Origin of the sequence: Chitinophaga sp. H8, from assembly GCF_040567655.1 — a bacterium.
GTDB lineage: Bacteria > Bacteroidota > Bacteroidia > Chitinophagales > Chitinophagaceae > Chitinophaga > Chitinophaga defluvii.
Genome location: NZ_JBEXAC010000001.1, coordinates 115,336 through 133,946 on the forward strand (window position 1 = coordinate 115,336; position 18,611 = coordinate 133,946).

The following is an 18,611-nucleotide window of genomic DNA, read 5'->3' on the forward strand; positions in this document are numbered from 1 at the left end:
ATACCGATTGCTTTATATAACATAATTAACTTTTTGGCTACTATAATTGTTGATTAAGCAGCACTATTGCAGGAACAACCGAATGAAAAGGATATATTTAAGTTTCCAGTCAGACCCTTATATAAAACAAACATTTAAATGAAAAAGACAGCACTATTATTAACAGCTGGTTTAGGCTTTATCGTGGCATGTACGCAGGTGCCCATCACAGGCCGTAAGCAGTTGAACCTGATTCCTGAGAGCACGATGCAATCAATGGCCTTGCAGGAGTATCAGTCGTTTTTGTCACAGAATAAAGCGGTATCTGCCAGCGGTAGTAAGGATGCAGAGATGGTACAGCGGGTGGGAAAGCGGATCGCTAATGCTGTTACCCGCTACATGACCAGCAAAAATATGGGAAGCGAAGTAGCTAATTATAAGTGGGAATTTAACCTGGTAAACAGTAACGAAGTAAACGCCTGGTGTATGCCTGGTGGTAAAGTAGTGGTATACTCCGGTTTATTGCCGGTAACGCAGAATGAAACCGCGCTGGCCTGTGTAATGGGGCATGAAATTGCGCATGCTATTGCCCGTCATGGTAATGAGCGTATGAGCCAGGGACTGGTAGCCCAGGGGATACAGGTAGCAGGAGCGGTGGCATTAAACCGTAATCCACAGGCACAGAACTTATTTATGCAGGCTTTTAATATCGGCGGACCATTAGGTATCATGGCCTATTCCCGTCAGAATGAACTGGAAGCGGATCATCTGGGAGTAATATTTATGGCGATGGCAGGTTATAATCCTCAGGAATCTATTCCATTCTGGCAGCGTATGGCGGCTAAATCAGGCGGTGGCAAACCACCGGAACTGTTAAGCACGCACCCCAGTGACGAGCGCCGCGTAGCACAGTTACAGCAGCTGATGCCGGAAGCTATGAAATACTATACCCCTGTAAAATAAACACTACACCTAAATAATTAACGAGGGCTGACCATTGCTTTGGTCAGCCCTTGTTTATTGGGGTACCTGATGGTAACCTGTATTGTTTTAAGCGCACCCTGACACTTTCATTTGAGTTTTGGATCATCCTCGTTTATGCAGTGAAGCTGAAAGGAAGGCCCAGTAGTTTTAGCAATGCACTACAGCGATAGCTGTTTTCTTATGTCTAGTGCGCTTTTTCCGCTACTACATCAATATCAATTACTTTCCGGCTTTTTTGCACCTTCATTTTTTCCGGAATGTGGGCCAGTATTTCCTTTTTAAAAGCTTCTATGAGGGCTTGTTTTATGAAATAGCGATGGGTAACCAGGCTGATTTCCCTTACCGGTTCCGGCGTTTTAAAATAGCGAACCATATTTAGCTGGCGGGTGGAAAGGTCCTGTAAGGAGAGCTCCGGTAGAATGGTATATCCTTCATTCAGCTCTACCATCCTTTTCAGTGTTTCTACACTGCCGGTATTATATTCCAGGTTTTTATATTCCCCCATAGTGAATTTATCCCGGCAGATATTCAGTACCTGGTTGCGCATGCAATGCCCTTCGTTTAACAACCATACCTCCCGCACGTCCAGGTCTTCCGGTTTGATCACTTTTTTATCAAAGAGGTTATTGCTTTTGGCGGTGTACACTACAAAAGACTCATAAAAAAGCGGATGTTCTTCCAGGTGAGGGTTATGAAGTGGAGTAGCCAATATACCACAGTCAAGTAATTCCTGCTTGAGTTGTTGCATGATCTGTTCCGTAGGATATTCCCATATTTCCAGCTTTACCTTAGGATATTTTTTCATAAAGCCGGTTAATATCCTTGGAAGCAGATAGGGAGCCAGGGTAGGGATAATACCTACTCTCAGGTTGCCCTGCACTTCTTTTTTCTGGTCGGCAATGATTTCTTTGATACGCGCATTTTCTTTAAGAATAATGCGGGATTGTGCTACTACTACAGCGCCAATTTCTGTGGGTACTACCGGAAGTTTACTCCGGTCAAATATTTTGATTCCTAATTCGTCTTCCAGCTTTTGAATCTGCATGCTCAGGGTAGGCTGTGTAACGAAGCATTTTTCTGCTGCCATTACAAAACTTCTATAGGTATCTACCGCAACTATATACTCTAATTGAACCGTCGTCATAACCAAAAATAAAACGGTTTAGGTTATTGACAAAATCTATATAATTGGTTACTTTCATAACAACATTAATAAATTCGGAAAATGGACCAGGCTATAGCCAGAAAACTACAGTATAAGGAGGGCGATAGTATTTATTATTGTCTGGAATTACCAGCCAGCCTGGAAGCTGTGTTTCAGGGAGCACAATGCAGGAGCACCCTTCCTGTAGATAAAAATGCGCAGGTGGATTTTGTTTTATTATTTGCCACCAGCAGCCAGCAGTTACAGCAATGGTGGCGTAAAATAGCCCCGTTATTAACCCCGGAGGCCAGGTGCTGGATTGCCTATCCTAAAATATCATCAGGCATAAAAACAGACCTGACGAGAGATGAAGGCTGGATGGTTTTAACTGAAGCTGGCTGGGAAGGGGTAAGATTAGTTGCATTGGATAGTACCTGGTCGGCGGCCAGGTTTAAACCGGTAGCAAGCATTCCTAACAGGACCCGTGGATTTTCAAAAGCAGCACCCGTGGTAATACCTGGTGTAGATTTTGAGCAGCGCACGGTTATTCCGCCGACAGATCTCCAGGCTTTACTGAATAAACATAAAACAGCTTTATCCTTCTTTCAGGCACTTTCCTTTACCAACAAGAAGGAATATGTAGCCTGGATTACAGGTGCTAAAAAGGAAGAAACCCGGAGCAGCAGGGTGCTGGCAGCTTTGGAGAAGTTGAAAGCGGGAAAGAAAAATCCTTCTGAAAAATAAGTTGTTTTGCTTAAATAACATCAGGGATGTAAATAAGCAGGGCTGACCACTTTTGGTCAGCCCTGCTTATTTATACAAGTATATCGTTAGAATATTCTGTAACGGTATTTGATTTTTTCTGTGTTGTTATACAGTTCCTTGATGTTGATAGAAGACTGTATTTCACTTACTGCTTCTGTTTTCAGGTTTCTGAATTCGTTTTGTTTGGTTTCAATGATACCTTTTTCAGAGAGGCCATTGTCCAGGGCAATTTTCAGGGAGCTATTCACCTTGCCATAGTAAGAATCCAGCAGGGTAAAGTATTCGTTATAGAGGTTCTCAAAACGCTTGGTTTGCAGGATAAGATCCTCCAGCTGGTTGTTAGCTTCTTTCAGGTTAGGATTTTCTCTCAGCAATAATTCGTAGTCAATTCTTTTGTTCTTGGTATACTTAGCCTCCATCGCGTTAAAGAAATCAATTACTTTTTCCTTTTTAAAGTCGAAGAAAAAGCTGTTGAGCGTTTCACCTATGGATTTATTATCCCGTTGTGGCAATGGGAATTTAAGGGCAGAAGCGGTAAAGCGCAGGTGTTCATAAAGGTTGTCCTGCAGCAGGCTGAGCTGGTCTTTATTAAAGTTAAGCCCAAACTCAAACTTCTGGTTCGCATCATTCAGCGAGGTATAATAGATGACGTATTTATTCAGTTCTTTTTCAAAGTCCTGCAGTGCCTTCTGGTTAATCTGCTTGTTATTCACACTCACACTATGCAGGAAGTTCATCACAGAGTTGGCGATAGCCAATGGAGGTGTCAGGGAGGTAAAGCTCTGGAAGATCGGGCTGTTGATAATAGATTTAGTGGATTCTACTATTTTACCGTTTCTGCCGCTTTTGTCAGCCTTCCCTTTGAGAATGATCTTTTCCACCAGTTCCACTACGCGGTCGCTTAATGAAAACCCCAACGCCTTACTTTCGGGGTTATTCAGGGAGGTGATGAACACATCCAGGTTATTGGTAGTGGTACGTGATTTTAAGTCGATTATTTTTTTGTTCAGCAAATAGTAGGTTTCGCTGGCATTAACAATATTGCTTTTAATCAGTTCGTACTTGGTAATGTTGTCAATTTCCCTGCCTTGCAATAACGCCTGGATGGCATTGGAATTTTGTTTGTCATTATCAGTAACGCGTTGTAATTCGTCCAGTATTTTTTTGATAGTTGTATCTGCGTTTTTAATGGTAGGACCCTTCAGTTCCTGATCGGGTACAGGTACTTTTTTAATTTCGGGATCCTGGGCTTTCGCTACCTGAAAGCTCATCATTAAAACAACCGGCATGGACACAAATCTCATAAATCTCATAGTCATTAGTTTATCTGCAAGTATATGTACTAACGGGAATGCTACTCCGTGAGTTACAGTAGCGCTTCTGTTTACTTTCATTGCCGCTGGTAAAAGTCTGAACATGCTGTATTTGCTTTAATTAACAAAACCTTAAGAAAATATAATGCCAAAAACTTTTGGTGACAAAGATAATAATTAATAATACTTAATAGTATTTCTATTCAATAATGAACGTAATTAATATATTATTTTTGTAGTATAAGTGCACGCAGTAAAGGGATTGTATCTTTTAGGGCGTTATAAATTTTGTATTCCGGCCGTGTAGCTTACCTTTGCTGCCAAAATATTCGCATTTCATGCTCAATAACAAAAAGATAGTGGTGGTACTGCCAGCCTACAATGCAGCACTAACATTGGAAAAAACCTACAATGAAATACCTTTTGATATTGTGGATGATGTGGTATTGGTGGATGATGCCAGTAAAGATGATACGGTAGGGGTAGGGCAAAGACTGGGGATTAAGCATATTATCCGTCATGACAAGAATAAGGGATATGGCGGCAACCAGAAATCATGTTATAATAAGGCCTTGGAATTGAATGCGGATATTGTGATTATGCTGCATCCCGACTATCAGTATACGCCGCTATTGATCACTGCCATGAGCAGTATTATTGCTAATGGATTGTATCCGGTAGTATTTGGATCGCGGATTTTGGGCAAAGGAGCGTTGAAAGGAGGCATGCCCATGTATAAATACATTTTTAACCGGATGCTGACACTTACCCAGAATATTTTAATCGGGCAGAAACTCAGTGAATATCATACCGGTTACCGTTCTTTTTCGGCAGAAGTACTCAGGAACATTAACTATATGGCGGATAATGATGATTTCATTTTTGACAATGAAATGATCTCACAGATATTTATGAAAGGCTATGAAATTGCGGAAGTTACCTGTCCTACCAAGTATTTTGAAGAGGCTTCCAGCATTAATTTCAAGCGTAGCAGTATCTACGGATTAGGTGTACTGCGTGTTTCCCTGCAGCATCGTTTGCACAAATGGGGGATCATCAAAAGTAAAATCTATTAATCCACCATTTACCAGATAAAACCAGTGAGTTTACAGCACCAGTATACGTTAGCCAAAAAGTACCTGCATTATTATTTTACAGCAGGCAACCGTCATGATGTACATTCTCCCTTTGTATATGCACTGATAGAGGAAGTACTGCGCGACAAAACGGCGAAGGCAGACTTTGCAGAGATAGAATTGTACCGTAAAAGCCTGCTGCAGAGTGAGGAAACATTACAGGTAACGGATTTAGGTGCCGGATCACTGGTATCAGACGGCGCACAGCGTAAAGTAAGAGATATTACCAGGCATGCCGCCAAGCCGGCTAAGTTTGGCCAATTGTTTTACAGACTGGCGCAGTACTTCAAACCCAGGTATTTACTGGAGCTGGGTACTTCTATGGGCTTATCAACAGCCTATATGGCAAAAGCCCAGGCAGACAGTACTGTTTACACCATAGAAGGATGCCCCAATATAGCCCGGAAAGCCGGCCAGAATTTTGGCGCACTGCATATTCCTAATATTACCCAGTTAGTGGGTAATTTTGATACCGTATTGCCACAGGTACTGCAACAAATACCCCGGTTAGACTGGGTGTATATTGATGGCAACCACCGAAAAGCCCCCACGCTGGAATACTTCCGCCAATGTCTGGCGCATGTACAGGAAGATTCGATCTTCATCTTTGACGATATCCACTGGACACCGGATATGGAAGAAGCCTGGCATACCATTCAGGCAAATGAGCAGGTAACCCTTACGATTGACCTCTTTTTTATCGGGTTGGTATTTTTCCGTAAAGATTTTAAGATAAAACAGCATTTTGTGCTGAAATATTAGGCGGCCGGTGGTGTATATTTCTTGTACCGGCATGATTTAGGTGGTATCTTAGAGAAAATATACCGGTGTTATGAAAACAACCATTCTTTTCCTTTTATTACTGATTACCATTGGTACTGGTTTTAAGGCGGGCGCCCAGGAGGTGAGCAATGCCTATAGCAATGAGCTCTTTATCAAAAATAATGATACCCTTCGATACCGCTTGCTGACCCCGGCCAATTACGATATTCATAAAGCTTACCCCATTATCATATTCCTGCATGGCTCCGGAGAGAGAGGCAGTGATAATAATGCACAGCTATTGCACGGTGGAGCGTTGTTTGTGAAGGATTCTCTTCGTAAGGCATTTCCTGCCTTTGTACTCTTTCCGCAATGCCCTAAAGACCAGACCTGGGCACCCATGAAGCTGATACGCGATAAGGACGGCAAAATAACAGATGTAAAGTTTGGGCTTACGCCAGAGCCTACCCAACCCGCAGCCCTGGTAAAACAGGTGCTGGATAGTTTGCTGGCCACCGGAAAGATTGATCCTAAACAGGTATACCTGGGAGGATTGTCGCTGGGTGGAATGGGTACGTTTGATATGCTGGCCCGTTATCCGGATGTGTTTGCAGCAGCTTTCCCTATTTGTGGCGCCGGAGATGTAACCGCTGCTTCCAAATATGGGAAAAAGGTGGCCATGTGGATTTTTCACGGAGGGGCTGATAATGTAGTACCGGTTGATTTTTCACGCGCTTTTTACAAAGCGTTGAAGGAAATGAATGCAGATGTGAAATATACAGAATACCCCGGCGTAGGGCATAATAGCTGGGATAATGCATTTGCAGAACCTACCTTACTACCCTGGCTTTTTTCACACAAGAAACAATAAGTAAGTGATGAAAATAAAAACGCCCCGCCATCAAGACGGGGCGTACCACTCAGCACGATTTGATTTGTTAACTATTTAATAGCCTGCATGGTTGCTTTGGCTGCATTGATGGTAAAGTCGAGATCTTCTGTGGTCAGCGCATTGCTTAAGAACCAGCTTTCAAAAGCAGAAGGAGGTAAATACACCCCACGTTCCAGCATACCATGGAAGAAGCGGCGGAACAGTTCATTATTGGCACCGGAAGCCGCACTGAAATCAACGATCGGATATTCAGCAAAGTGTACACTCATCATAGAGCCCAGGTGATTGATCTGGTGTACTACACCGGCAGCGCCTAATGCCTCCCGCAGGCCATTTACTAGGTAGTTGGCTTTTTCATCCAGCTGTTGGTATATTACCGGGTTTTCATTCAGCGTATGGAGTAAGGTATAACCGGCAATCATGGCAATAGGGTTACCACTTAAAGTGCCTGCCTGATATACTTTCCCTACAGGGGCAATGTGTTCCATCAATTCCTTCCGGCCTGCAAATGCCCCTACAGGCATACCACCACCAATAATCTTACCGAAAGTAACCAGGTCTGCTTTAATACCTAACAGTTCCTGTGCACCGCCACGGGCTAAACGAAAGCCGGTCATTACTTCATCAAAAATGAGCAGGATACCATTGGCATCGCAGATACTGCGTAACCCTTCCAGGAATCCTGGCTGTGGTAAGATACAACCCATATTACCTGCTACCGGCTCTACGATAATAGCCGCAATATCCCGTCCCTGTTCAGCTACCAGCTGTTCTACTGCAGGCAGGTTATTATAGGGTACGGAGAGTGTATCTTCCGCCACACTTTTAGTAACTCCGGGCACTGCCTGGATATCCAAGGTGGCTACTCCGCTACCGGCATTTACCAGAAATGCATCTGCGTGGCCATGATAATTACCTTCAAATTTGATAAACTTATTCCGGCCGGTATACCCTCTGGCCAGGCGTAATGCTGACATACAGGCTTCTGTACCTGAATTAACCATGCGTACCATATCAATATTAGGTACCATGCTTACAATCAGTTCCGCTACTTTGGTTTCCATTTCAGTAGGTGCCCCAAATGAAGTGGAATAGGTAGCGTATTCCTGAATGGCTTTTACTACCGGGTCATAGGCATGTCCTAGTATCATAGGGCCCCAGGAATTGATATAATCAATGTACCGGTTGCCATCCGCATCGTTCATGTAGGCCCCTTTGGCATTTTTCATAAATACCGGTGTGCCGCCTACTCCCTTGAATGCACGTACCGGAGAGTTAACGCCTCCCGGAATTACCTGCCGGGCTTTCTCAAATAAGGTTTCGCTAGTGGTATACATGCAATATAATTTTATGGTCTACAGTTCACCATCAGAGAAAACAATGTTATGCAGTGATTTGTTTATAACAGCTGGTTTCCTGTCGTGAAGTTCGTGTAATTTGATTATAAACAGTCAGGTGCTGCTTACTGCAGCAGTTTAGCCATGTCCTTTGCAAAGTAGGTGGCGATCAGGTCAGCTCCGGCACGTTTGATGCTGGTAAGGCTTTCCACGATGGCTTTTTCTTCATTGAGCCAGCCCATTTTTGCCGCCGCTTTAATCATTGCGTATTCACCACTTACATGATAGGCACTTACCGGTACGTGTACATTTTGTTTGATTAAATGTATAATATCCAGATAAGCCATTGCAGGTTTTACCATTACAATATCCGCACCTTCTTCAATGTCCATTAAAGTTTCTTTCAGTGCTTCCCTGGTATTGGCATAATCCATCTGGTAGGTTTTCTTATCGCCAAAACCAGGTGCAGAATCCAATGCGTCGCGGAAAGGACCATAAAAGCAGGAAGCATATTTGGCACTATACGCCATGATTCCCACTTTAGTGAAGTTGTTTGCTTCCAGTATGTTACGGATGGCCAGTATACGACCGTCCATCATATCGCTGGGCGCTACAAAGTCGGCACCAGCCTGTGCATGGCTCAGGCTCATCCGGGCCAGTACTTCCACGGTAGCATCGTTTACAATATCACTTCCTTCCACGATACCATCATGTCCGTAGGTAGAGTAAGGGTCCAATGCCACGTCTGTCATAACTACCATTTCCGGAATGGCTTGTTTGATGGCCCTGATAGCACGCTGCATCAAACCTTCCGGATTCACCGCTTCGGTACCTTTATTATCTTTTAAGTTGTCCGGGCATTTTACAAACAACAATACACTTTTAATACCCAGTGCCCACAACTCTTTCGTTTCTTTTACAGTAAGGTCCAATGACCGTCTGAAATAGCCGGGCATGGATGATATTTCTTCCTGAACATTTTCACCCTCCTCAATAAACAGCGGCGCAATAAAATCACCCGGTTTCAATATGGTTTCCGCCACCATTGCACGAATGGCAGGAGAAGTTCTCAATATTCTGTTTCTTCTGATCATATCTGAATTTTTTTAAGTTCATTCGGCTGCACCGATATTACTGTATCATACCCATTCCCGGGGTTTAAGATATTCCAGCAGCATGGCTTCCGGGCTTCCAGCTGCGGGATGGTAATCATATTCCCAACGGGCATGTGGCGGGAGGCTCATTAAAATAGACTCCGTACGGCCATTTGTTTTTAGTCCGAAAAGTGTTCCCCGGTCGTGTATAAGATTGAACTCTACATAACGTCCGCGTCTGTACGCCTGCCAGTCTACCTGCGCAGATGTATAGGGGAGATCTTTTCTTTTTTCAACAATGGGCAGGTAAGCCTTCAGGAATGCCTCCCCATTTGCTTTGGAAAAATTAAACAATTCGGTGGCATTCCGTTTGTCATCCGGACGCAGGTAATCATAAAAAATACCGCCTATACCCCTGGCTTCATTATCCCGGTGTTTATTAATAAAATACTCATCACAATGTTTTTTATACATTGGATAGAGGTGTGTGCCAAAAGGATCACAGGCATTTTTGAAAGTGAGGTGAAAATGCCGGCCATCTTCTTCCTGCAGGTAGTATGGGGTAAGATCAGCACCACCACCAAACCAGCTATCCTTTAAAGCGCCTTGCTGGTCATATAGTTCAAAATAGCGGAAGTTGGCGTGTACGGTGGGCACAAAAGGGTTCAGCGGGTGTATCACCAGTGAAATACCACAAGCCATAAAGTTGCAGTCGCTTACGCCAAACTGTTGCGCCATCACCGGAGGTAAAGCACCATGTACAATAGAAGTATTGACACCTCCTTTTTCAAACACGTTTCCGTTTGCAATTACCCGGGAGCGGCCACCGCCGCCGCCAGGTCTTTCCCAGCGGTCTTCCTTAAAAGTGGCTTTTCCGTCAATGTTTTCCAGCGCCCCGCAAATTTCATCCTGCAGGCGGTGGATCAATGCTATAAAATCGTCTTTGATAGACATAATTTATCCGTTTGCTTTTACAGTATCTACAAATGCGCGGGCATGATCTACCGGAACATTTGGTAAAATGCCATGGCCCAGGTTAGCAATATAGCGTTGATTACCGAAGCCTTTCATCATTGTTTTCACTGCTTTTTCAATTTCCGGTATCGGAGATAATAATCTGGCAGGATCAAAATTTCCCTGTAGGGTGACGTTTTCCCCCGCAAATTGTCTGGCCAGGTGAGGAGGAATGCACCAATCCACGCCCAGGCCATGAGCACCGGTAGCTGCCATATCTTCCAGGGCAAACCAGGCTCCTTTGGCAAATACAATGGTAGGGCACACCGTTTTCAGGGCTGCTACTATCTGACGGATATACTGAAGCGAAAAAGTTTCAAAGTCCTGCGGGCTGAGTAAGCCCCCCCAGGAGTCAAATATCTGTACACAATCCGCCCCTGCTTTTACCTGTGCTTTCAGATAAGCGATGGTGGTGTCTGTGATCATTTGCAGCAACTGATGCGCCACAGCGGGTTGCTGAAAACAAAACGCTTTGGCTTCATCAAATGTTTTAGAGCCTTTGCCCTGTACCATATAGCACAGCAGTGTCCATGGCGCACCTGCAAAACCTATCAGTGGTACTTTACCGTCCAGTGTTTTTTTAGTCAGGCTCAATGCGTCAAATACATAATGCAGTGAATCGTTTACATCAGGAACAGATAAACGTTGAAGATCTGCTGCACCCTTGATAGGGGAAGGTAATAACGGGCCTACCTTTTCCACCAGCTGCACTTCCATGCCCATGGCCTGAGGTACTACGAGGATATCGGAAAAGATGATGGCTGCATCTACGCCCACCTGATCTACCGGCATAACGGTTATTTCTGTAGCCAGTTCAGGGTTTTGGCAGCGCTCAAAGAAGGAATATTTTTCCCGCAGTTTGATATAATCCGGTAAATAACGGCCGGCCTGACGCATCATCCATACGGGAGTACGCGAAGTTTGTTCACCTCTCAGGGCTTTTAGCAGCAAATCGTTCTTAAGTACGCTCATTGTTGTAATTAATATTGTTCAAAGTATGAAACGGTCGTTTGTACCATTTGTTCGGCACTGGTAGCCGTGCTTATAATAATCTTATTGCTGGTAAATGCACGGAGTGCATCTGCAGTAGTGGTGCCTATGGCAAAACAAACAGTGGACGGTGCCAGGGTGTTCTGCGAAAAAAAGCTCTTTACAGCGCTGGGGCTAAAGAACAGGATGCCATCGTAATGGGTGGTGTCTTTAACCGGGGTAGCAATGGTTTCATATACCACATATTCTTCAACAGTAATACCATTTTCCCGTAACATGCCAGGGAGTTCATCCCGGCGCTGGTTGCCACAAAAGAAAAGGACTTTATCCACTTTGCCGTGTTGTATGATGTGCTGAGCCAGGTGTTTACCATAGCCGGCAGTAGCAAGTACCTGTTCTTTGGAAAAATGTTCCTGTACTTCTTGCAGGGTGGCTGTTTCCAGGCAGAATATTTTCCATCCGGGAGCTTTGCTGCCTTTTGAATCAGCTGGCAGGTAGTGATTCGCAACCGCCAAAACGCCGCTGGTGCTGGTAAATACTACATAGGCGCTGGTATTGGCCAACGCTTTTATTTTTTGCTGCATGGCAGCATTGATCACCGGAAGAGTTTTTATAAATGCCTCGCAGCGGATATGCACACCATACCTGTTGGCTTCAGCAATTAAGCTGTCAGCTAATGGTTTGGTGGATAATATGCTATAATTTTCATTTGGCATTTCTTATCTGTGCTACAATTTTATCGCCACCCTGTGCCAGGATTTCACGGGCAGCGGTTTGTCCCATCGCAGCAGCAGCTGAAACAGGAGCCTGGTGGGAGGTGGTGAAAAATGCCTGCCCATCGAGGCTGCATAATTCTCCCTGAAAGTATACGGTATCGTTTTGAATATAAGCATGTGCGCTGATAGGGGTGGTGCAACCGCCCATCAGGGTGCGCAGAAAATCGCGTTCAATTTGTGTACAAAGCGCAGTGGAGGTATGATTCAGCGGTGCACAGGCTTCCAGGCAAAAGGTGTCGTCTTCCCGGCAAACAGCCACTACAGCACCTTGTGCAGGAGCTGGTAGCATCCAGTCCAGTTCAACGGAGGTGCCTGGTCTTACACCTATCCTTTCCAGTCCGGCAGCTGCAAATATAGCAGCATCCCAGGTTTCCGCCGCCAGCTTTTGCAGGCGGGTATTTACATTTCCACGAAGGTTATGTATCTGGTGAGCCGGGTAGCGGCGCAGCCATTGAGCTTTCCGCCGTACACTGCTGGTAGCAATATGGGCGATATAGCCAGGTTGGTCCAGCCAGTCCAGGTTATTTTTATATACCAGCAAATCTTTTACAGGGCCGCGTTCTAAGATAGCAGCATAAGTAATTTGTTGCGGTAATTGTGTAGGAACGTCTTTCAGGGAATGTACCGCAATATCAATACGGCCATTCAGGAGTGCGATGTCCAGGCTTTTGGTAAAAATGCCCTGTACACCTATTTCATACAGCGGCGTAACGAGATCAATATCTCCTTCGCTTTTAATGGGCACCAGTATAGCCTGATGTCCCTGCTGTGCCAGTAAATCTTTTACACGGTTGGCCTGCCATAAGGCTAACTGGCTTTCCCTTGTACCTATCCTTATTTCCTTGTCCATGAATTAGTCCTGATTAACGCCGGTCTCAAAAATATCGTTGATCATCGCAATATACTGCTCGCTCTTGCTGGTGTCTTTACGCACTTTACCTGCCATCAGGTTAATCATCTTCTGTATAATGCGGGAGGATACTTCTTCAATATCTTCCTGTTTGTAGTGGGCACCGTTTTTTTGCTGCTGTATTTCCCGGCTATGTATTTCGTGCAGTTTATCTTTTACAGCTTTCAGTACCACAGCGTGTTTGCGCATCTTATACCAATAAAGAAATTCGGCCATGTATTCTTCAATAATGGCGGTAGCCTTTGGTACTTCATTGAGGCGCTTTTGCAGAGTTTCGTCCTGTACTTTGGATAATTCATCTACATTTACCAGTTCCACATGAGGTAAATATCCTACTTCTGCTTCTACGTTAAATGGTATGGAAAGATCAATAATGAACTTAGGGGATGAAAACTCCAGGTACTGTGCCAGTACGGTGGGGTGAGGTGCATTGGATGCTACCAGGATCACATCTGCTTCCTGCAGTTCTGTGATCAGGTTTTGATAAGGTGCATATTGTAATCCATGCTGGCAGGCAAAGTCTTCCGCCACCTGCATGGTACGGTTAATCAGGGTGATATTTTTTACACCCAGGTATTCTATAATGTTTTTGCAGGTATTGCGGCCTATTTTGCCTACGCCCAGTAAAACAATCTTTTTATTTTTTATATCAGGCACTTTTTTTTCCAGGTGTCTTACCGCCGCAAAGGCTACAGAAACGGTGCCTGCGCTGAGGTCTGTTTCTGTTTTGATAAGTTTGGATACCTGTAGTACGCTATTGATGAGCCTTTCCAGGAAACTGCCGAGGCAGCCATGGCTTTTAGCAAATTTAGCAGCATTGCGGATCTGTCCTACGATCTCATAATCTCCCAGGATCTGTGAATCCAGCCCTGTGCCCACCTGATAGAGGTGCCGGATGGCCTCCTCACCGGATTTGGTATAGGCCAGCTCACGAAACATCTCCATATCTCCGCTGGTTTCTTTGCAAAGCAGTTCCATTAATTGCGTGGTACTGGCGGCAAAGCCGTATATCTCTGTCCGGTTGCAGGTGGAAAGTATAAAGAGATCCTTTAATTGCACAGCACCTGCATGCTCCAGGAGTTGTTCGTATTGCGCCGGATTAATGGCAAATAGTCCCCTGATAGCAGCATCTGTTTTCTTATAGTTGATCCCAACAATATGAAAATTGGTTATATCTTTTGTCTGACTGACCTGCATTTCTATTTTATAAGCTTCCGGTGCAAAAGTACTTGCAATGGCTGCAAACAAAAGGCCTTAGCTGTCATTAGTGTGTCATTTCTATACCTGGTAATATCCCATGCGAAAAAATGATTTTTATCAGGTTTTTAAATAGATAAGGTGCATATCCGTTATATCTGTTGATTCAACAATTATATGACATTTCATGCAGGTGAAGGCGTTAATAAGATTTACTTTTGTGCAGTAATCTAAAAAAATGATAGTGTCAAAATCTGATGTTGGAATAGTTTTGATGAATCTGGGATCGCCTGATTCTACGGCAGTGCCGGATGTAAAACGTTACCTGATGGAATTCCTGATGGACGAAAAGGTAATTGATTATCCTTATCTGCTGCGTTGGTTGCTGGTGGGTGGGATCATTGTACCGGGCCGGGCTGCTAAATCGGCAGAAGCCTATCGCTCTATCTGGTGGGAAGAGGGTTCACCATTGGTGGTATTGACCCAGCAACTGCAAAAAGCGGTACAGCATGATATGGAAATGCCTGTGGAAATAGCCATGCGCTATGGTAATCCTTCTCCTGCTGATGCGTACGACAAGCTATTACAACAAAACCCCCACCTGAAAGAGGTGATTTTACTGCCTTTGTATCCACATTATGCGATGTCTTCTTTCGAAACAGCAGTAGAATATGCACAATTACAGCACAGGAAGAAAAATTGCAAGTTTAAATTAACAATAGTAAAGCCTTTTTACGAGGAGCCGGATTATATCAATGCGATGGCGGAAAGCATGCGGCCTTATCTTCAGCAGGAGTTTGACCAGGTGTTATTCAGCTACCACGGACTACCGGCCAGGCACATACGTAAAGGAGATCCTACCGGCAAACATTGCCTGAAGGTGGAAGATTGTTGCCATGTAGCATCCCCTGCACATAACTTTTGTTACCGTCATCAGGTAACCCGTACTACCGAGTTGGTAGCAGAAAAGCTGGGGCTGCCCCGTGAAAAATGGGCGATCTCTTTCCAGTCAAGGCTGGGGCGTGAAGAGTGGCTGAAACCGGCAACGGTAGACCGTCTGGAACATTTGCCTAAAGAAGGCGTGAAGAAATTGCTGATTGTATGCCCGGCATTTGTATCTGATTGTCTGGAAACGCTGGAAGAAATTGCGATTGCAGGAAAAGAGCTGTTTATCCATAGCGGAGGCGACAGTTTTACCATGATCCCCTGTATGAACATCCACCCTTTGTGGGTACAGTCGGTGGTAAAGTGGTGTAAAGGTATTGTGGCCGGAGATGAGAAGATGCTGGTGAAGCAGTAAGGAGGAATGGCCTGATCCGGCTGGAAGTGCAGCACACCGTGCAGCAAGCCATTTGCAGGCATGGTGTATAACTAGGAGTAACAAGCTTAATATATGAAGGAACAGCCCGTTTTAATCGTAGGTGCCGGGATTTCCGGCTTGAGTATCGCATATGAGCTGCAAAAGCAGCAGATTCCATATACCGTGCTGGAAGCTGGCCCGGATGCAGGGGGCGTTATACAATCTTTTCATAAAGATGGTTTTGAGCTGGATGCGGGGCCCAATACCCTGGCAGCTACGACAGAAACCCTGGCATTTATTCAGGAGCTGGGCCTGACGGATCAGATGCTGGAAGCCACAGCCGCCAGCAAAAAAAGGTACCTGGTAAGAAATAGCCAGCTGCATACCATTTCTCCCAATCCGCTGAAAATACTGACCACTGGTTATTTAAGCAGAAATGCCAAATGGAGGCTGTTTACGGAAAGTTTCCGTAAACCTGTTATTCCTGTGGGAGAAGAATCTGTCGCTAACTTTATCAACCGCCGTTTTGGAAAAGAAATAGCTGATTACTTACTGGATCCGATATTATCCGGTATTTATGCGGGCAACCTGGACCTGCTGAGTGTAGAAGAAGTATTACCAGCTTTACCTAAGTGGGAAAAGCAATATGGCAGCGTTACCAAAGGGCTGATGAAGGAAAAAGGCGCTATGGCAGGCCGGAAGATCATTAACTTTAAGGGAGGGAATGGCTTGCTGGTAAAACGTTTGCGGGAGCGCCTGCAAACGCCGGTCCGGTTTAATTGTACTGTGAGTCACCTGGAGCCGGCTCCGGATGGGTATCTCGTTAAATATACGGACAACGGACAGCCAGCTGAATTAACTGCCCGCCGTGTTGTTTTTGCCACACCAGCCTATGCTACCGCTGCCAATATCCATCAGCTGGATCCGACAACAGCTGCTAAACTGAACAAAGTGCCTTATCCACGTATGGGGGTATTGCATCTGGGGTTTGATGCTGCGGCGCTGAAGGCACCTCTGGAAGGATTTGGATTTTTGGTACCCGCTGCAGAAAAAAAGCATTTCTTAGGATCCATTTGTAATTCTGCTATTTTCCCGTCCAAAGCACCGGAAGGTAAAATCTTATTTACTGTCTTTATAGGAGGTGCCCGTCAGGAAAAATTGTTTGATGTCATGAGCCAGGCAGCGTTACAGGAAAATGTGCTGCGGGAGTTCCGTGAATTGTTGCAATTATCGGATAAGCCGGTTATGCAGCATTTCAGTGTATGGGAGCATGCTATACCGCAACTGAATGTGGGGCATGCAGCTATACGCAAAGCGGTAGACACGTTCCAGCAAAAATTCCCTGGTTTACACATCAGTGGGAATTACCTTTGTGGCGTGGCTATTCCGGCATTATTACAACATGCGAGAACATTGGCGATGGAATTGATGAAAAAATAATTGCAGGAATTAAATTATAGTTGGCGTTTTTTCTTTAAATTCCATTATAAATTTCCATCAGATGATTGCAGGCGTACTCAAAGAGAAACCAGGCGAAACGAGAGTGTCGTTAGTTCCGGAAGTAGTAAAGCAACTCAGTCAAATGTCGGTAACAGTATGGGTGGAGCAAGGGGCCGGAGCCAGCGCTTTTTATACAGATGACGCCTATATACAAGCCGGCGCAGTCATCAAAACTGCGATGGAAATTATAACACAGGCTGACATCCTCTTCAGCCTTCAATTACCTGAAAAAGATTTATGGGAGCAGATACCGGCGGGGAAAGTGCTGATAGGTGTTTTTCAACCGCTGTATCATACACAGCAGGTAGCACAGTGGGCCGGCAGGGGATTTACTATTTTCAGTCTGGATGCCATTCCCCGCACCACACGCGCACAAAGCATGGATGTATTGAGTTCCCAGGCCAATATCGCCGGTTATAAGGCGGTACTGCTGGCCGCGTATGCTTATCCGCGTTATTTTCCCATGTTTATGACTGCAGCAGGAAGCATTGCACCCGCTAAAGTGTTGATCTTAGGCGCCGGGGTAGCAGGCCTGCAGGCGATTGCTACAGCCAGAAGACTGGGAGCAGTAGTGGAAGTATTTGATACCCGCCCAGCTGTAAAAGAAGAGGTGATGAGCCTGGGAGCACGGTTTGTAGAAGTGGAAGGCGCGGCGGATGCTTCAGGTGCCGGTGGTTATGCAGTAGAACAGAACGAATCCTATCAACTCAAACAGCAGGAGCGGATCGCGGAAAGTGCAGCCAAAGCAGATATTATCATTACCACAGCACAGATCCCCGGCAAAGCAGCCCCCGTGTTGATCACCAAAACCATGCTGGATCAGATGCGGCCCGGAGCGGTGATTATTGACCTCGCTGCTGCTACCGGCGGCAATACCGAAGTAACCCGGAATGATACTACTGTTGAGTATAAAGGCGTGCATATTATTGGCAATTCCAATCTCCCGGCGGCTATGCCGGCAGATGCCAGTAAACTTTATGCGAAGAACGTATTCAACTTTCTCAAATTAATACTGACAAAAGAAGGTGCATTACAACTGAATTTTGAGGACGATATTGTACAAGGAGCCTGTATTACGCATAATGGTGAAGTGATGAATGAACGCGTAAAACGGGTGTTGGAAAGTGTGTAGGTAGTGTGGTTCATGTTGGTTCACCGGCTATAAATGTTAATTGATCACTCATTAATTTATACCTGAGATGGCATCCATTATTGCTTTTCTGCACTTGCACATAGAACTGATCTACATTGTTATCCTGTCTATATTTCTGGGAGTGGAAGTAATATCCCGCGTGCCATCTGTTTTACATACGCCGTTAATGAGTGGAGCCAATGCCATTCATGGGGTGGTGGTCATCGGGGCCATTATTGTGATGGGCAGTGCAGAACCGGATAATTATGTGGCGTTGATATTAGGTTTTCTGGCCGTGATATTAGGTACGCTGAATGTGGTAGGGGGCTTTGTGGTAACCGACCGTATGCTGGAAATGTTTAAAGGGAAAAAATCGAAATAGCAGC

Annotated in this window: 18 protein-coding genes; 9 read left to right on the forward strand and 9 right to left on the reverse strand. The window is 44.9% G+C overall.

The genetic code is table 11. The features are described from left to right. Positions 1–138: 138 nt before the first annotated feature. On the forward strand, positions 139–942 hold the full coding sequence (locus ABR189_RS00470; RefSeq protein ID WP_354658463.1) for a M48 family metallopeptidase: 804 nt from the start codon (positions 139–141) through the stop codon (positions 940–942). Between the two features lie 205 nt (positions 943–1,147). On the opposite strand, the gene ABR189_RS00475 is transcribed toward ABR189_RS00470, so the two are convergent. Then, positions 1,148–2,107, reverse strand: coding sequence for a hydrogen peroxide-inducible genes activator (locus tag ABR189_RS00475; RefSeq protein WP_354658464.1), 960 nt, complete (start codon positions 2,105–2,107; stop codon positions 1,148–1,150). A gap of 81 nt (positions 2,108–2,188) precedes the next feature. Here ABR189_RS00475 and ABR189_RS00480 point away from each other — a divergent pair, with 81 nt between their 5' ends. Continuing rightward, on the forward strand, positions 2,189–2,851 hold the full coding sequence (locus ABR189_RS00480) for a YdeI/OmpD-associated family protein (protein ID WP_354658465.1): 663 nt from the start codon (positions 2,189–2,191) through the stop codon (positions 2,849–2,851). 86 nt (positions 2,852–2,937) lie between these two features. Here the strand turns inward: ABR189_RS00480 and ABR189_RS00485 are convergent, their stop codons facing one another. Continuing rightward, on the reverse strand, positions 2,938–4,185 hold the full coding sequence (locus ABR189_RS00485; RefSeq protein ID WP_354658466.1) for a DUF1659 domain-containing protein: 1,248 nt from the start codon (positions 4,183–4,185) through the stop codon (positions 2,938–2,940). Positions 4,186–4,523: 338 nt separating this feature from the next. On the opposite strand from ABR189_RS00485, the gene ABR189_RS00490 reads away from it, so the two are divergent. From ABR189_RS00490 to ABR189_RS00500, 3 genes are all read left to right on the forward strand, one after another. After that, complete coding sequence (locus ABR189_RS00490; protein WP_354658467.1) at positions 4,524–5,261, forward strand: glycosyltransferase family 2 protein; 738 nt, start codon at positions 4,524–4,526, stop codon at positions 5,259–5,261. Positions 5,262–5,285: 24 nt separating this feature from the next. Next, positions 5,286–6,083: an O-methyltransferase gene (locus ABR189_RS00495; RefSeq protein ID WP_354658468.1), complete on the forward strand. Its 798-nt coding sequence runs from the start codon at positions 5,286–5,288 to the stop codon at positions 6,081–6,083. A gap of 70 nt (positions 6,084–6,153) precedes the next feature. After that, entirely contained in the window at positions 6,154–6,954 is an 801-nt protein-coding gene (locus tag ABR189_RS00500; RefSeq protein WP_354658469.1) for a carboxylesterase family protein, read from the forward strand. 71 nt (positions 6,955–7,025) lie between these two features. On the opposite strand, the gene hemL is transcribed toward ABR189_RS00500, so the two are convergent. The 7 genes from hemL to hemA form a co-directional block, all read right to left on the reverse strand. Next, on the reverse strand, positions 7,026–8,312 hold the full coding sequence (hemL, locus tag ABR189_RS00505) for a glutamate-1-semialdehyde 2,1-aminomutase (RefSeq protein ID WP_354658470.1): 1,287 nt from the start codon (positions 8,310–8,312) through the stop codon (positions 7,026–7,028). A 125-nt stretch (positions 8,313–8,437) separates the two neighbouring features. After that, complete coding sequence (hemB, locus tag ABR189_RS00510; protein ID WP_354658471.1) at positions 8,438–9,406, reverse strand: porphobilinogen synthase; 969 nt, start codon at positions 9,404–9,406, stop codon at positions 8,438–8,440. A gap of 45 nt (positions 9,407–9,451) precedes the next feature. Further along, positions 9,452–10,360 carry an oxygen-dependent coproporphyrinogen oxidase gene (gene hemF, locus ABR189_RS00515; RefSeq protein WP_354658472.1) on the reverse strand — a complete coding sequence of 303 codons (909 nt, stop codon included), beginning with the start codon at positions 10,358–10,360 and terminating at the stop codon, positions 9,452–9,454. Between the two features lie 3 nt (positions 10,361–10,363). After that, a complete protein-coding gene (gene hemE, locus ABR189_RS00520; protein WP_354658473.1) occupies positions 10,364–11,392 on the reverse strand; it encodes a uroporphyrinogen decarboxylase in 1,029 nt (342 codons plus the stop codon). Positions 11,393–11,400: 8 nt separating this feature from the next. Further along, a complete protein-coding gene (locus ABR189_RS00525) occupies positions 11,401–12,126 on the reverse strand; it encodes a uroporphyrinogen-III synthase (RefSeq protein ID WP_354658474.1) in 726 nt (241 codons plus the stop codon). Next, positions 12,116–13,036, reverse strand: coding sequence for a hydroxymethylbilane synthase (gene hemC / locus ABR189_RS00530; protein WP_354658475.1), 921 nt, complete (start codon positions 13,034–13,036; stop codon positions 12,116–12,118). The genes ABR189_RS00525 and hemC overlap by 11 nt, the downstream gene beginning before the upstream one ends. Before the next feature lie 3 nt (positions 13,037–13,039). Next, positions 13,040–14,344, reverse strand: coding sequence for a glutamyl-tRNA reductase (hemA, locus tag ABR189_RS00535; protein ID WP_354658476.1), 1,305 nt, complete (start codon positions 14,342–14,344; stop codon positions 13,040–13,042). Between the two features lie 193 nt (positions 14,345–14,537). Between hemA and hemH the strand changes: the two genes are divergently transcribed. From hemH to ABR189_RS00555, 4 genes are all read left to right on the forward strand, one after another. After that, entirely contained in the window at positions 14,538–15,593 is a 1,056-nt protein-coding gene (hemH, locus tag ABR189_RS00540; protein ID WP_435575314.1) for a ferrochelatase, read from the forward strand. Between the two features lie 93 nt (positions 15,594–15,686). Next, positions 15,687–17,033 carry a protoporphyrinogen oxidase gene (gene hemG, locus ABR189_RS00545; RefSeq protein ID WP_354658478.1) on the forward strand — a complete coding sequence of 449 codons (1,347 nt, stop codon included), beginning with the start codon at positions 15,687–15,689 and terminating at the stop codon, positions 17,031–17,033. A 61-nt stretch (positions 17,034–17,094) separates the two neighbouring features. After that, positions 17,095–18,225, forward strand: a complete 1,131-nt coding sequence (locus ABR189_RS00550; RefSeq protein WP_354658479.1) for a Re/Si-specific NAD(P)(+) transhydrogenase subunit alpha — start codon at positions 17,095–17,097, stop codon at positions 18,223–18,225. A 67-nt stretch (positions 18,226–18,292) separates the two neighbouring features. Beyond that, complete coding sequence (locus tag ABR189_RS00555; protein WP_354658480.1) at positions 18,293–18,607, forward strand: NAD(P) transhydrogenase subunit alpha part 2; 315 nt, start codon at positions 18,293–18,295, stop codon at positions 18,605–18,607. Positions 18,608–18,611 lie beyond the last annotated feature (4 nt).